The 13,081-nt window shown below is 63.5% G+C and carries 12 protein-coding genes; 5 read left to right on the forward strand and 7 right to left on the reverse strand.

Features of this window, described 5'->3' with window-relative positions; translation table 11 throughout:
• Positions 1–109 precede the first annotated feature (109 nt).
• Complete coding sequence (locus tag ABI796_RS15815; protein ID WP_141281483.1) at positions 110–898, forward strand: DeoR/GlpR family DNA-binding transcription regulator; 789 nt, start codon at positions 110–112, stop codon at positions 896–898.
• Between the two features lie 3 nt (positions 899–901).
• Here ABI796_RS15815 and ABI796_RS15820 read toward each other — a convergent pair whose 3' ends face one another.
• Genes ABI796_RS15820 through ABI796_RS15840 form a run of 5 tightly spaced genes read right to left on the reverse strand, consistent with a single transcriptional unit; the run spans position 902 to position 6,400 of the window.
• Positions 902–2,107 (reverse strand): glycerate kinase, encoded by a 1,206-nt coding sequence (locus tag ABI796_RS15820; protein WP_141281118.1) that lies wholly within the window; start codon positions 2,105–2,107, stop codon positions 902–904.
• 39 nt (positions 2,108–2,146) lie between these two features.
• A complete protein-coding gene (locus tag ABI796_RS15825) occupies positions 2,147–3,667 on the reverse strand; it encodes an SLC13 family permease (RefSeq protein ID WP_141281116.1) in 1,521 nt (506 codons plus the stop codon).
• Positions 3,664–4,323, reverse strand: coding sequence for a response regulator transcription factor (locus ABI796_RS15830; protein WP_141281114.1), 660 nt, complete (start codon positions 4,321–4,323; stop codon positions 3,664–3,666). Before ABI796_RS15830 ends, ABI796_RS15825 begins: the two co-directional genes overlap by 4 nt.
• Complete coding sequence (locus ABI796_RS15835; protein WP_176587448.1) at positions 4,320–6,011, reverse strand: cell wall metabolism sensor histidine kinase WalK; 1,692 nt, start codon at positions 6,009–6,011, stop codon at positions 4,320–4,322. The genes ABI796_RS15830 and ABI796_RS15835 overlap by 4 nt, the downstream gene beginning before the upstream one ends.
• 5 nt (positions 6,012–6,016) lie before the next feature.
• Entirely contained in the window at positions 6,017–6,400 is a 384-nt protein-coding gene (locus ABI796_RS15840) for a hypothetical protein (protein ID WP_141281112.1), read from the reverse strand.
• Positions 6,401–6,559: 159 nt separating this feature from the next.
• Between ABI796_RS15840 and ABI796_RS15845 the strand changes: the two genes are divergently transcribed.
• Both ABI796_RS15845 and ABI796_RS15850 read left to right on the forward strand, forming a co-directional pair.
• On the forward strand, positions 6,560–7,339 hold the full coding sequence (locus ABI796_RS15845) for an ABC transporter ATP-binding protein (RefSeq protein WP_141281110.1): 780 nt from the start codon (positions 6,560–6,562) through the stop codon (positions 7,337–7,339).
• Positions 7,332–8,702 carry an FtsX-like permease family protein gene (locus ABI796_RS15850; RefSeq protein ID WP_246095650.1) on the forward strand — a complete coding sequence of 457 codons (1,371 nt, stop codon included), beginning with the start codon at positions 7,332–7,334 and terminating at the stop codon, positions 8,700–8,702. Before ABI796_RS15845 ends, ABI796_RS15850 begins: the two co-directional genes overlap by 8 nt.
• 28 nt (positions 8,703–8,730) lie before the next feature.
• Here the strand turns inward: ABI796_RS15850 and ABI796_RS15855 are convergent, their stop codons facing one another.
• Together ABI796_RS15855 and ABI796_RS15860 are read right to left on the reverse strand one after the other, a co-directional pair.
• On the reverse strand, positions 8,731–9,750 hold the full coding sequence (locus ABI796_RS15855; RefSeq protein WP_141281108.1) for a LacI family DNA-binding transcriptional regulator: 1,020 nt from the start codon (positions 9,748–9,750) through the stop codon (positions 8,731–8,733).
• 14 nt (positions 9,751–9,764) lie between these two features.
• Positions 9,765–10,964 carry a Gfo/Idh/MocA family protein gene (locus tag ABI796_RS15860; protein ID WP_141281106.1) on the reverse strand — a complete coding sequence of 400 codons (1,200 nt, stop codon included), beginning with the start codon at positions 10,962–10,964 and terminating at the stop codon, positions 9,765–9,767.
• Positions 10,965–11,178: 214 nt separating this feature from the next.
• Here ABI796_RS15860 and ABI796_RS15865 point away from each other — a divergent pair, with 214 nt between their 5' ends.
• Together ABI796_RS15865 and ABI796_RS15870 are read left to right on the forward strand one after the other, a co-directional pair.
• Positions 11,179–12,141: a carbohydrate ABC transporter permease gene (locus ABI796_RS15865; protein WP_141281104.1), complete on the forward strand. Its 963-nt coding sequence runs from the start codon at positions 11,179–11,181 to the stop codon at positions 12,139–12,141.
• 25 nt (positions 12,142–12,166) lie between these two features.
• Positions 12,167–13,078 carry a carbohydrate ABC transporter permease gene (locus tag ABI796_RS15870; RefSeq protein WP_141281102.1) on the forward strand — a complete coding sequence of 304 codons (912 nt, stop codon included), beginning with the start codon at positions 12,167–12,169 and terminating at the stop codon, positions 13,076–13,078.
• Positions 13,079–13,081: the final 3 nt, after the last annotated feature.

Raw genomic sequence — 13,081 nt, forward strand, 5'->3', positions numbered from 1 at the left:
GCAGGCGAGCGGCGCCGTCGCGCATGGCCTGCCGTGCTGCCGGTGCCCTGCGCCCTAGACTGGAGCCAGACTCAGCCCCATGTTTGACGAGGTTCCCAGAAAGGCACTGATGCTTCAGGCAGCACGCCACTCCGCCATCATTGACGCCGTCCAACGCGAACGCGTGGTGCGTGTCTCGGACCTCGCCCAACTCCTGGGCGTCTCCCCCATGACTGTGCGCCGTGACATCGAAGCACTCGAAGAAGCCGGCCGCGTTGAACGCATCCACGGCGGAGCGAAACTTCCCGGTGACGCCAGCACCCACGAGCCCGGATTCGAACTGAAATCCACGCAACTGCCTGCCGAAAAGCACGCCATAGCGGTGGAAGCAGCAGCCCTGGTCCAGGAAGGCATGGCTATTGGCCTGGGCGCCGGCACCACCACCTGGGCCTTGGCCAAGGAACTCGTCAACGGACCCCGCATCACCGTGGTCACCAACTCGGTACGCATCGCCGACCTCTTCCACCACGGCTCCTCATCAGGGCCCGCACGCTTCGGCTCCACCGTGATCCTGATCGGTGGAGAGCGGACCCCCTCTGATGCACTGGTGGGCCCCATAGCCACCTCATCGCTGAAGCAACTCCATTTGGACGTCCTGTTCCTGGGCGTCCACGGCATGGATGCGCACGCCGGATTCACCACGCCCAACCTGTTGGAGGCCGAAACCAACCGCGCTTTCATGACCTCCGCACGGAGCACAGTGATCCTGGCAGATCACAGCAAGTGGGGTGTGGTGGGCATAGCCTCGATCGCACGGTTGGAAGAAGCCGACGAGCTGATCACGGACTCGCTGCTAGGCGAGGACGCACGGCGCGTGCTGGCCGAGAACGTGGCAAAACTGCGGATCGCCGAAGCGTAGGAACTACGCTGCAGCCCCCACCCTGGACGAAATAGCCGATCCCAGCAGCAGAACCCTGAACGTACGCTCAGTGGCCTCCTGAAGGAGCATGGCACCCTCTGCTACAGCCCGGTTCAAGTCCATGGGAATGGGAATGATCCCGGCAATGGCATCGATTCCCGCAGCATGAACGTCAGCTGCGTCCTTGCCGATGGAACCGGCGAAGGCCAGCACCGGCACGCCGGCACGCTGTGCTCGCCTTGCTACCTCCGCCGGAACCTTGCCGCGGGGTGTTTGGAAATCTATGGCGCCCTCAGCCGTGACCACAAGATCCGCCTTGGCAATATGGGCATCGAGGTCTATCCCGGCCAGTCCGGAGTCCAGCAAGAGCTCGAACCGTGGCACCAGCCGCGCACCCACGGCTGCAAGACCAGCGCCAAGTCCACCGGATGCACCGGTTCCCTGCCCGTTCCTCAAGAACTCCTCCGGCATGCCAGTGGCCTCAGCCAGCAAACCGGCCCAACGGTCCAGTCCTTGGGACAACTCCTCCACCTGATCCGGCGTAGCCCCTTTTTGGGGACCGAACACCCGGGCAACTCCCTGCGGACCGCACAGGACATTGAACGGGTTCAGCGCCAGCTCCAGTTGGCAAGCGGCCAGCCGGGGATCCAGTCCGGAGAAGTCCACACTTCCTGCGTTGCACAGGGCGGCCCCACCTTCGGGAAGTTCCCTGCCGTGCGCGTCAAGGATCCGCACGCCCAAGGCACGCAAGGCGCCCGCACCGCCGTCGGACGTTCCGGAATCACCGCACCCCACCACGATCCTTTCCACGCCCTGATCCAGCGCCGCAAGGATCAACTCGCCCACACCAAAGGTGGTGGTCTTCCCCGGATTGCGCATGGTCCCCGGCACCAGGCGAAGGCCCGCAGCTGCTGCCATCTCAACTACTGCGGTGGGCCGGTCCACCCTGCCCAGGACGGCAAAGTGCGAATCCACCGGCTCCCCCACCGGCCCGGTAACCCGGGTACGGATGATCTTCCCCGCCGTAGCGCTGGCGAGCGCAGCGGCAGTGCCCTCGCCGCCATCGGCCATGGGTACTGCGTTGATGCTCACTCCCGGAATGACGCGGCGGATGCCGGCAGAGATTGCCGCTGCTACTTCCACGGCATCAAGGCTTTCTTTGAAACCGGAAGGAGCTACCAGAATCCGTTGCGGAATGGACATGACCATGAGGACACCTGTTTCTTATAGGAATGGCGAAGTTGTGGATTACGGCGAAGTGAAGAGCGGCAGACCAAGGAGCGGCCAGAGGAAAAAGCTGAACAGCAGAACCAGCACGGCACTCAACGGTGCCAACCAGGCCGAGAGCCGGAGCAGGTCAGCGGGCTCATAGTTGAGCCGGCCATCCGTTTCAGCGAAGATGGCCACTGGTTTGGCCGAGCTGGTAAGGGTGTGGCAGAAGCCCGCTGCTGCTGTGGATGCGAAGGCCACGGCCACGGGGTCCACTCCCATGGGAGCCGCTGTGGCCACCACCATAGGAATGAGTACCGCCGAGCGGGCCGAACGCGACTGGATCACCAAGTGGGCCGCTGTTGAAGCGAGCACCACCACCACCACAAAGACGTATGGCTTTGCCGCCCCGAAGACGGCAACAGGTCCTACCAGGGAAGCCGCTAACCAGCCCGCCGCCCCAGTGGTCACCAAGCTCGAACCCAGGGCCAGGGTGGCGGCCATGAAAATCAGCATGGACCACGGCACTTTCTTCAGGGCAGCTGCCAACGTGACGGACCCATAGGCGGGCAAGGACACCACCAGCGCGCCCATCAACGCCACCAGTGCCGGATCCAGTCCGTGGATGGGTTCGGTGCACCAGAGTGCCACCACGGCCGCCAGCAGCAACAACGAACGTTGCTCATTCAGGTCCAGCGGCCCGCTGATGCGCTGGGTGTTATCCGCCTGCAACTGGCTAAGCTTCACAGCCAACGGCTCGGCCCGGTCACTGCTGGAGCTAAAGAGCCGCAGCACCAGCTCAGTGGCCATGAAGGACGATGCCAGGGACAGGGGAAGGCCAAGCAGTAACCAGGATGCGAAGTCGAAGCCCGGGTAACCGGCCGATTGAAGGATTTGGCTGGTGATCAGATGTGCGCCTGCACCGAGGAAGGATCCCACTGCGGAAAGAAGTATGACCGTGGGAAACAACACCGCAAGCATCTTCACCAATGATGGCCGGTCCTTGAACACCTTCCGCAGCGTCAGGAAGATAGGCAACACCAGGGCCGCGCGTCCGGACGTGGCCGGAATGGCGAAAGCTGTGACCACCAGCCCGAGGCAGGACAAGTAGGCCAACTGCCTCACCGAACGCGCACCGGAGAGAATGAACGCCGCACCTCTGGCCGCCAGTCCGGTTGAAGCAACGGCACTGGCAATGACGAACGCCGCCATCAGCAGCCAAATGGAGTCCTCACCCAGCGCCGCAAAGAGACTCTCCGTGGGGAGCGTGCCGCTGATGACAAGCACGACGGCGGCGCCAAGGGCAACGTAGGTGTCCTCCACGGCGGAGAAAATCCAGAACCAGATGGCGGCCACAAAGACGCAGAGTGTCACGGCCGCATGACCATCCAGGCCCCAACCATTGACTGAGTTGACCGCCAGGGCCACCATCAAGGCGATTGCCACGAGCAAGGCTATGGCCGCTGAAGGACGGAAGATCCCAAGGACTCTCCGTGTTCCGTCCTGCTCGGATGGACCTTCCGGGGTCTGAGGCACGGAGCTGTAATAGACCTGACTCATGTCAATCGGTATCCCGCACCGCGGATGGTCTCCAGCCGCTCCGCCCCAATCTTTGCCCGGAGCGCCCGGACATAGACGTCCACCACATTTGATGCGGGATCGAAGTCCATGTTCCAGGCATGGGAGATCAGCTGTTCCCTGCTCAACACCTGGCCGGGGTGGCGAAGGAAAACTTCCAGGAGGGAGAACTCGCGGGCTGTGAGGTCGGCGCCGGCTTCACCCACGCGCACCCGGCGACTCCGTAGGTCCAGCACCATGTCCTCATGGGCAAGGGTCAGGACCGGGGCCGAGTCAGAGTCGTCATTCAGACGCAGGCGGATTCGCGCCAGGAGCTCGGCAAACTGGAACGGCTTTGTCATGTAATCATTGGCGCCGCTTTCCAGCCCGTACACGGTGTCCGCCACAGAATCACTGGCGGTCAGCACGATCACCGGCGTCTTGGACCCCTCACTGCGAAGGCGCTCCAATACTTCAAAGCCGCTGAGCATGGGAAGGCCAATGTCCAGGATGATCATGCCGAACTCGCCGGACCTCGCCAGCAGCAGAGCACTGGCTCCATCGTCCACGGTGAGGCAGGTGTAGCCTGCGGCCCTCAAGCCCTTCTCGATGAAATCGGAAATCCGCCGGTCATCCTCGGCAATCAGGATCCTGCTCACTTGTGGTGCTCCTTCAGTTGATCCAGGCGTTTGGTGACACTGCCGTCCACGGCTGCGGCGTCGGCGTCGCCGCTGGTGACGGGGTCGCTGCTGGTGACGTGGTCGCCGCTGGTGACGGGGTCGCTGCTGGTGACGTGGTCGCCGCTGGTGACGTGGTCACCGTTGGTGGCGGGGTCGCCGTCGAAAACCGGCGAGGGCACCGTGATGCCGAACGTGGCGCCGTTTCCCTGAGTACTGCGGACCCAGGCAGTACCGTGATGCGCCTCGGCGATGCTGCGAACAATTGCCAGACCCAATCCGGCACCAGGCCGGGCCCTATCAGCTTCCTGGGCTGCGTGGCCCCGATGGAACCGGCCAAAAATCCGGGCGGCTTCGTCCTCTTCAACGCCCCTGCCGTGATCTGAAACCCAGAGGGTAAAGCGACGGGAACTGCCCTCGCCTTCGAAGCGCGAGCCAAGGCTGACGGTGCTGTCCTCCGGGGAGTACTGGCAGGCATTGGTGGCCAATTGCAGCACGGCCTGGGTGATGCGTTGAGCGTCCACTGTGACGCTTCCCTCCGCGATTTCCAGGATGGGCCACCCCCTTGGACCAAGCACTTGGGCTTTGGCCTCGATATCAAGCAGGAGAGTGGCAGCGTCGGTACGCCGCGGTTGCGCGAAGCCGGGGCGGTCCACTTTCGCCAACAGCAGCAGGTCCGAGACAATCCGGCCCATTCTTGCGAGTTCATCGTCCACCAAGGTCAGGGTGCGGGCCCTGTCGGCTTCGTCATCCTCCATCAGTTCAAGGTGGCCGCGGATCACGGTGATGGGTGTGCGAAGTTCATGCGAAGCGTCATCCACGAATGCCCGTTGAGTTCGGTAAGCCGATTCAAGCCGGTCCAGCATGGTGTTGAAGGTCACGGCCAGCGCCGAAATGTCGTCGTTGCCCCGAACAGGGACCCGTGCGGTGAGGTCATTCTCCGAGATGTCCTCCGCCACCCTTCGGACTTCCCGGACAGGTGAGAGGATCTGTCCGGCCACCAGCCAGGCAATGCCCGCTGTCACGGCCAGGCCGCCAAGGGAGACGAAGAAAATGGTCAACACAGTTCCGGCTACCTGATCCTCCCGGGGTCCCATGTAGGTGCCCACAATGAGGTGCCCGGTTTCACTGCCCGAGACCACCGGGAGGCGAACCCAGTGCATTTCCCCCTCGCTGGTCCGGGCAATACCGGATGAGGCGTTGCCGGTCCGGATGGAGTCCATCAGTGCTTGGTCCCGGGGCAAGTCATGGCCGCCGGTCTGCGAGCTCAAGGCACCGGTAGGCGTATACAGGGTGCGTTGGCCCACGCTGCCAACAATGACTTCCCCTTGTGCGGCCGATTGGCGGCTGAGGAAGATCTCCAGCATCTTCTCTATGGAGCTGAAAGGCTTGGCCGTAGTGGGGTCAACGCCTTCAGCGGCGAACGCACGGAACTCCTGCAGTTCCTGGGTGATGTCCTGATGAGCCTGGGTCTGGGCGCCGTTCAAGAGCAATGACCGCATGGTGAGCATGACCGCCAGCAGCGTCAGCGCCGTGGTGAGCAGTATCCAGGCCGCGATCCGCCAACGGGCGGGAACCCTGGACCCAAGCCGGGCTCCCGGACCTTTGGTTCGGGGGTGCCGATCCGGGACGGCGGGCAGTGCGACCTGTTGGGATGGAGTGTCCGTCATTGTCATCAGTCCTCCACCTCGCCGGCGTCATCGTCGTCGTCAATGACCACCGGGGGCACCACCGGCACCGGGGCCGGCGGCTGTACCGGTGCTGGGGCCGGCGGGATAATCGGCGCCGGAGTTGCGGGCGGCGCCGGAGTTGCGGGCGTCTCCGGTGCTGGGGTTGCAGGCGGCGCTGTCGGTGCCGGCGTGGACGGCAAGGGATCCGGATCCGGCGTGGGTTCCAGGCCCGGCGCAGGCCGGCCGTCCGGACCTGGCCCCAGTTCGATCGGATTCGCATCCACCTCGGGTGGTCCCGATGGAGCCGCGAGCAGGGTTCCGGCCACCGCAAGGAGCACCGGAACCAGGAGCATCGCCCCCAACAGGAGAACTCGTCGCATCGTTTGCATGCATTCATCGTTACAGGCCTGCATGAGGCCTTCATGAAACGAGGATGAAGAAGTCTTCATGTACTGGCCGCGCATCTCATACCCCGGGTGGAGGCCCGCCCGCAGAGTTCAGCCGCGGGACTGACGCCCCGGCGCAGGGCCTGCAGGGATGCTGGATACATGAACGCCATCCTCCACGCCCAGCAGCTCACCAAGCACTACCCCGGCAGCATCGCCTTGGACAACGTCGACTTCACAGCAAGTGCCGGCCAGTCCATTGCGATCATCGGACCCTCAGGTTCCGGAAAGACCACACTTTTGCACTGCCTCGCCGGAATTTTGAGGCCCGACGCCGGAGCCATCACCTTGAACACTCCTTCCTCACCTTTGCGGCTGGATACCTTGGGAGATGCCGCGCTGTCCCGGCTGCGGCGCGAGGAATTTGGGTTTGTGTTCCAGCAGGGCATGCTTCTTCCGGAGTTAACTGCCTTGGAAAACGTGGCGCTGGCCCTGATGCTCAACGGCACAGACCGTGCTACTTCGGAGGCCAGGGCCGCCGAATGGTTGGCGGCTTTGGGATTGGCCGGAATGGAACAACGCCGGCTCGGTGAGCTCTCCGGTGGACAGGTGCAGCGCGTGGCCATCGCCCGTGCCCAAGTCACAGGCGCCCGGGTAGTGTTCGCGGACGAGCCCACCGGCGCTTTGGATTCTGCCACCTCCAAGGAAGTCCTGGACGTGCTCCTGCACTCCGTGGCCGCGAACGGCCGGACGCTTCTGGTGGTCACGCACGATCCCAACGTCGCGGCCCGCTGCGAGCGCGTTGTGGAGTTGCGCGATGGCAGGATCGTGGCAGACAGCGGCACAGTTCCGGCTCCCGGCCCGGCAGCGCCAGCCGCACAGGCAGTGCCAAACCCACCGGCAGCGCCGTCCGCCAACTTCAAGGGTGCCTTCAATGTCTAGTCTCTCCATGGCCCTGCGCCTCACCCCGTACCTCGCCCGAAGCAACGGAAGCAGCTTCCGGGAAGCCGGTCTTCGCGATTCCGGACTCCCCATCCTCGCTTTCGGGACGGTTACGGCCCTACTGCTCACCGTGGCCGGCGGTTCACAGGTTTTCTGGTCCTGGTCTGACGACATCGCCGGCACCTACCAAGCCTTGGCCGTGGTGGCCATGGTGCTGCTGATCATCCCATTGTTGACGCTCGGTGCCTCGGCCGCCCGACTCGCCGCCCGCCGTCGTGATGACCGTTTGGCATCCTTGCGGTTGCTGGGCGCCAACAGCGCCACGGTGGTCTGGATGACCGTCATAGAGTCAACCGTCCTCGCAGCCGTGGGAGCTGTGGCCGGGGCGGGGCTATACGCCTGCGCAGCACCGTTCCTGGGATTGATCCAGTTCCGGGGACAAGCAATCGGAACCCATGCGTGGTTGTCCGTTCCGTCCATCCTCGGCTGCGTGCTGGCCGTCTGTGTCCTTGCAGCGGCGAGTGCCGCGTTGGGGCTCCGGAAGGTTGTGGTGACGCCGTTGGGCGTCCGGACCCGGCAAACGGCCGACGGCGCGCACTGGGTTCGCGGACTCATCGCAGCTGTGGTGGTGGTCATCGGAGTGGTGGCGATGGGGATGCTCAGCAGCTTTGGCGCGTTCATTGTGATCATCGCGGTGATGGGCGGCTGCTTCGGTTTGGCCCTGCTGGCGTTGAACCTCATGGGACCGTGGATCCTGCGGCTGCGGGCCTCCTCGCAACTCAAGCACGCCAAGAAGCCTGAGCAACTGCTGGCAGCGCGGACCGTGCTGGAAAGCCCCAAGGAATCGTGGCGGCAGGTTGGGGGCGTCGCGATGACCAGTTTTGTGGGCGTGTTCGTGGGTGTGGGCATGGCGGTGGCGGACACCATGGGAACCGGCGCCGACGCCGAAACTACTCTGCTTGTCCGCGACATCAACACCGGTGTGATGATCACCCTGTTGGGCTCGTTCCTGATGGTCGCCTGCTCAGCGGGCGTCAACCAGGCTGCCGCAGTGCTGGACCGGGCTTCGACGCTGGTGGCCTTGGACAGGGTTGGCATGCCGCGGAAGCTCATGGTGGCGGCGAGGGTCAAGGCCGTGATGTCGCCGCTGTTCCTCGTGGCAGGCATCTCAGCTGCAGCGGCGGCCGTTCTGGTTCTGCCGCTGACCGGCGCTGCGCTGCTGACCCAGCCCGTGGTCATTTTGACCATCGGTGGCGTGTTCGCTGCCGGGTTCCTGCTGGTCCGGCTGGCTGTTGCCGCGGGTACCGCACAGATCGGCCAGGTCCTGGCCCGGCCCGAGCGCTACGCGAGCATGGATTCGTAGCCGGCCGCCCGCCGTCGTCCTTCCCGGGCTACTTGCAGCCGCAGGACTGACGGATGATCAACTCGGTGGGCAGGATCTGGTGTTGCAGCTCTTCTCCGCGGCCCTTGCCCACCAGTGCCTGCACGGCGGCTTCGGCCATCGCCTTGACCGGCTGCGCAACTGTGGTCAAGGCGGGCCAGCTGTATTCGGCGTCCAGCGATCCATCGAAAGATACCAACGCCATGTCATCGGGCACCCGAACGCCTGCCTCATGAAGCGCCCTGAGGATACCGATTGCCTGCATGTCGTTACTTGCAAAAATCGCTGTGGGCCGGTTGGCCATGGCCAGGAAGCGCTTACCTACCTCGTAGCCACCGGGACGGCTGAACGGGCCGTGAAGCATGGGCCCGTCCGGCAGTCCGGCGTCACGCAAAGTGGCCAGCCAGCCTACCTCGCGCCCGTCCAGCTGGTTCCCGGTATTGGTGCCGATCGCCAAGCCAATGTTGGTATGGCCGTGGCCGATCAGATGTTCCACGGCGGCACGGGCACCGGCTTCCAGATCAACACCCACGCTGTTGATTCCCGGCGGTGAGCCTGCGTTATTCAACAGAACGGAGGGGATTTCGGAAGCTTCGAGTTCCGTAACGTCGGGGTCGAACACACAACTGGCCAGGAACACCCCGTCCACCTGCCGGGCGGCGAGGGTGCGGATGTTCTTGCGTTCGCGGGTCAGGCTGCCGTCCGAGTTGGTGAGAACCATCCCGAAGCCCAGTTCCGCGGCAGCATCTTCCACGGCGTGGGCCAGCTGGGTGAAAAACGGGTTGGTGTTGTCCGGAACCACCACGCCAATGGTTTCGCTGGACCCCAGTTTGAGGGCACGGGCGGCAGCGTTGGGCCGGTATCCGAGGACACGGATGGCCTCCCGAACCTTGGCTTCCGTTGCCGGGGCCACGTTCTTGGGCCCACCGTTCACCACATAACTCACGACGGCGGTACTCACCCCGGCGTACCGGGCCACGTCTTTGCGTGTAACCGGGCCGCGCGAGGTTTGTACCGCCGAAGTTGTCATGAGGTAAATGCTAGCTACTCCACTGGAGCATCACCGAAGTCGCGGATGGGAAGGCGCTCCCCGCCACGGAGTGCGGACTCATGGGCTACGATTCCCGGCACCGTGAAGCGGGCCGCGACCCAGGCGTTAACGGGAGGAAGGCTGCGGTTGTTCACGGCGGTGACAAAGTCGTCCACCAGGAATTGGTGGCTTCCTTCATGCCCGTTGGGCGCTCCGAGGAATTCCTGGGGAAGCCTGGACTGGTCGTGTACCGGAGCCAGCCCGGAGATGAAGGCATCCCGCAGCTCCGGCGCAACGTCTGCCAGGGATGGGTCATCCAGGGACATGGTGGGCTTCGTTTCCACCTGCTCGGACACGTCTTCCACGGTGGACTTGTCCTGCCACACGGTGGTGGTGGCAAGTTGCTCAAAGCTGGCGTCGGTGCCGAAGAAACGGAAGCGGGACTCGCGGATATGGGAGGGGTACCCTACGCGGCGCATCTCGTTGGTGCGCATCGCACCGCCGTCGTTCATTTCGAACAGCGCCGTGGCGTTGGAGAAGTCGTTGGCGAACATGCTGACGTCTTTGTCGAAGACGCCGTCGCCCCGCTGGTCCTTGACGCCGATGCAGCTGACGCTGACGGCATGGCCGGGGACGGCGCCGAGGACCCCGCCTATGGCGTGGGTGGGGTAGAGCATGGGCGGGTAGCTGGCGGTTTCCTTCCACCGGTCTCCGCCGCTGTACTGATACGCCTCGTAGAACCCGAGGTCCATGTCGTGGACGTAATCGCCCTCTGTGTAGAAGATGCGGCCGAACTTGCCTGCCGCATGTTGTTGCCGGGCGAAGACCGTGGCGGGGTTGTAGTAGCTGGTCTCACCCATCGCGTAAACCAGTTTGGTCTCGCGCACGGCCTCAATGATCCGTTCAATTTCCTCTTCGGATATGGCCATGGGCACCGCTGAGTAGACGTGCTTTCCAGCGCGCAAGGCCCGCTCTACCAGTGGTCCGTGAGTCCAGCGCTGCGTGAAGATGGCCACGGCATCGACGTCGGAGTCCAGCAGCTCTTCAAAGCTGCCCATCACGCCGTCCAGTCCCCAGCGTTCCTGCGCCGCAGCGGCCCGCTCAGGGAGTTCATCTATTGCATAAACCGCGCTGACGCCCGGGTGGAGCTTGAACAGGTGGGCGAACTGGCTGCCGAACTGCCCGGCACCCACAACCCCGATCGAAAACGTCATTGTTTACCTTCCCTGGGACTGCCGAAGCAGCCTCCGCTGTGTCCTCATGTGACTGTCCTGTCGAGTTTTGCATTGGAATCTACTCGAGTCAACAAAAGCAACAAAATTGAACATTTTTCATCAAAAAATGGCGACAGCGCTTGCGTTCATCAAATCTACTCGTGTAGATTCATTCCCAGTTGTTACCCACATCACAGTCAGGAAAGGGTCGACGATGACCACGCTAACCAAGCAACCAGGCAATGCCTCGGGGCGTTCCGGGAGCCATAACGGCCGCAAGCCACAGCCTGCCAAACGGAGCATGACCAGCCGTCTCGGCGATCTCAGAATCGCCCTCTTCTTCATCTTCCCGGCCGTCATCGGCTTCGTTGCGTTCTTTCTGATCCCCACCATCCGCGGCATCTACCTCAGCTTCACCGAGTACAGCATCCTGGGCGAGCCAACGTGGATCGGCATCGATAACTACACGGCCATCTTTGCGGACGAACTCTTCTGGAACGCCATGGGCGTCACGCTCCAGTACGTGGGCCTGAACATCGGCTTCCAAACGGTCATTGCTCTGGGACTGGCGTTGCTGATGCACCGGGTGGCAAAGTCCACTTTCGTTCGCGGCGCACTCCTGCTGCCGTTCCTGGTGGCCAACGTCATTGTGGCCCTGCTCTGGTTCTGGATGCTCGACTACCAGCTGGGCATCGTCAACGAGGTCATGAGCTGGGTGGGGCTCCCCCGCGTCGCCTTCTTCGGCAGCGAACAGTGGGCCATCCCCACCATCGCCTTCGTGAACGTCTGGCGGCACATGGGCTACACGGCCCTGCTCATCTTCGCCGGCCTGCAATCCATCCCCAACCACCTCTACGAGGTAGCAAACCTCGACGGCGCGTCCCCCACACGGACGTTCTGGAGCGTCACCATGCCGCTGCTCCGCCCCGTGTTGGTGCTGGTCCTGGTGGTTACCGTCATTGGTTCCTTCCAGGTCTTCGACACCGTAGCCGTGACCACCAACGGTGGACCCGTCAACGCCTCCCGCGTGATCCAGATGTACATCTACCAAAAAGCCTTCGGCGAGTCCGACTTCGGCTACGCCTCCGCCCTGTCCGTGATCCTGTTCGTCATTCTCGCCCTGGTGGCCTTCGTGCAAATGAAGTTCCTCAAGGGCAACGAATCGGACCTGGACTAGGCCGGACAAGGACTAAGGAACCGCCATGACTACTTCAACCCTGCCTCGAAACAACCGCAAGAAGCCGCTCAACTGGCGACGCATCGGCGCCTGGGCGCTGGTGGCCGTCGCCCTCGCCGTGACCATTGCCCCGTTCCTGTGGATGCTGCGGACGGCGCTGTCCAGCAACAGTGCACTGGCGTCCAACGCCGGAAACCTGGTGCCGGCCGACTTCAGCTGGGGTGCCTTCAAGCGCGTCCTCGGGCTGCAAACCACCGAAGAGGCCATCGCCGACGGAGGCTCCGGTGCCGCCATCAACTTCTGGCTCTACCTCCGAAACTCCGTCATCTTCGCTACCATCACCACCGCCGGCCAGGTGTTCTTCAGCGCCATGGCTGCCTACGCCTTCGCCCGGTTGCGCTGGCCCGGCCGGAACAAAGTGTTCGCAGTCTTCCTGACCACCATGATGGTCCCGCCGATCTTCACGGCGCTGCCCAACTTCCTCATGATCAAGAACCTCGGCCTGCTCAACACCATGGCCGGCATGTCCCTGCCATTCCTGTTCATGACCCCGTTCGCCATCTTCTTCCTGCGCCAGTTCTTCCTCAGCATGTCCCGCGAGGTTGAGGAAGCGGCAATGCTCGACGGCGCCAAGCACCTGCGCATCTTCTTCCAGATAGTGCTTCCCAACGCCGCCGCCCCCATCGCCACCCTGGCGCTGCTGACCTTCATCGGCCAGTGGAACGAATACTTCTGGCCGTTGCTGGTGGGCCAGGACGAGAGCGTCCGGGTGCTCACCGTGGGCCTGAGCGTCTTCAAGTCCCAGTCCCCGCAAGGCGCCCTCGACTGGTCCGGACTCATGGCCGGAACCCTCGTGGCTGCTTTGCCGATCTTCCTGCTGTTCATCGCCTTCGGCAAGAAGGTAGTCAACTCCATCGGATTCTCCGGAATCAAATAACCC

This window comes from Paenarthrobacter aurescens, assembly GCF_041549525.1.
Classification (GTDB): Bacteria; Actinomycetota; Actinomycetes; order Actinomycetales; family Micrococcaceae; genus Arthrobacter; species Arthrobacter aurescens.

What these genes read in the sequence shown, in the direction of transcription:
- ABI796_RS15855 (WP_141281108.1), bottom strand. Translation starts at nt 9,750, where the DNA reads ATGACAACTTCGGCGGTACAAACCTCGCGCGGCCCGGTTACACGCAAA.
- ABI796_RS15860 (WP_141281106.1), bottom strand. Translation starts at nt 10,964, where the DNA reads ATGACGTTTTCGATCGGGGTTGTGGGTGCCGGGCAGTTCGGCAGCCAG.
- ABI796_RS15835 (WP_176587448.1), bottom strand. Translation starts at nt 6,011, where the DNA reads ATGACGGACACTCCATCCCAACAGGTCGCACTGCCCGCCGTCCCGGAT.
- ABI796_RS15865 (WP_141281104.1), top strand. Translation starts at nt 11,179, where the DNA reads ATGACCACGCTAACCAAGCAACCAGGCAATGCCTCGGGGCGTTCCGGG.
- ABI796_RS15815 (WP_141281483.1), top strand. Translation starts at nt 110, where the DNA reads ATGCTTCAGGCAGCACGCCACTCCGCCATCATTGACGCCGTCCAACGC.
- ABI796_RS15840 (WP_141281112.1), bottom strand. Translation starts at nt 6,400, where the DNA reads ATGCAAACGATGCGACGAGTTCTCCTGTTGGGGGCGATGCTCCTGGTT.
- ABI796_RS15820 (WP_141281118.1), bottom strand. Translation starts at nt 2,107, where the DNA reads ATGGTCATGTCCATTCCGCAACGGATTCTGGTAGCTCCTTCCGGTTTC.
- ABI796_RS15825 (WP_141281116.1), bottom strand. Translation starts at nt 3,667, where the DNA reads ATGAGTCAGGTCTATTACAGCTCCGTGCCTCAGACCCCGGAAGGTCCA.
- ABI796_RS15845 (WP_141281110.1), top strand. Translation starts at nt 6,560, where the DNA reads ATGAACGCCATCCTCCACGCCCAGCAGCTCACCAAGCACTACCCCGGC.
- ABI796_RS15870 (WP_141281102.1), top strand. Translation starts at nt 12,167, where the DNA reads ATGACTACTTCAACCCTGCCTCGAAACAACCGCAAGAAGCCGCTCAAC.
- ABI796_RS15850 (WP_246095650.1), top strand. Translation starts at nt 7,332, where the DNA reads ATGTCTAGTCTCTCCATGGCCCTGCGCCTCACCCCGTACCTCGCCCGA.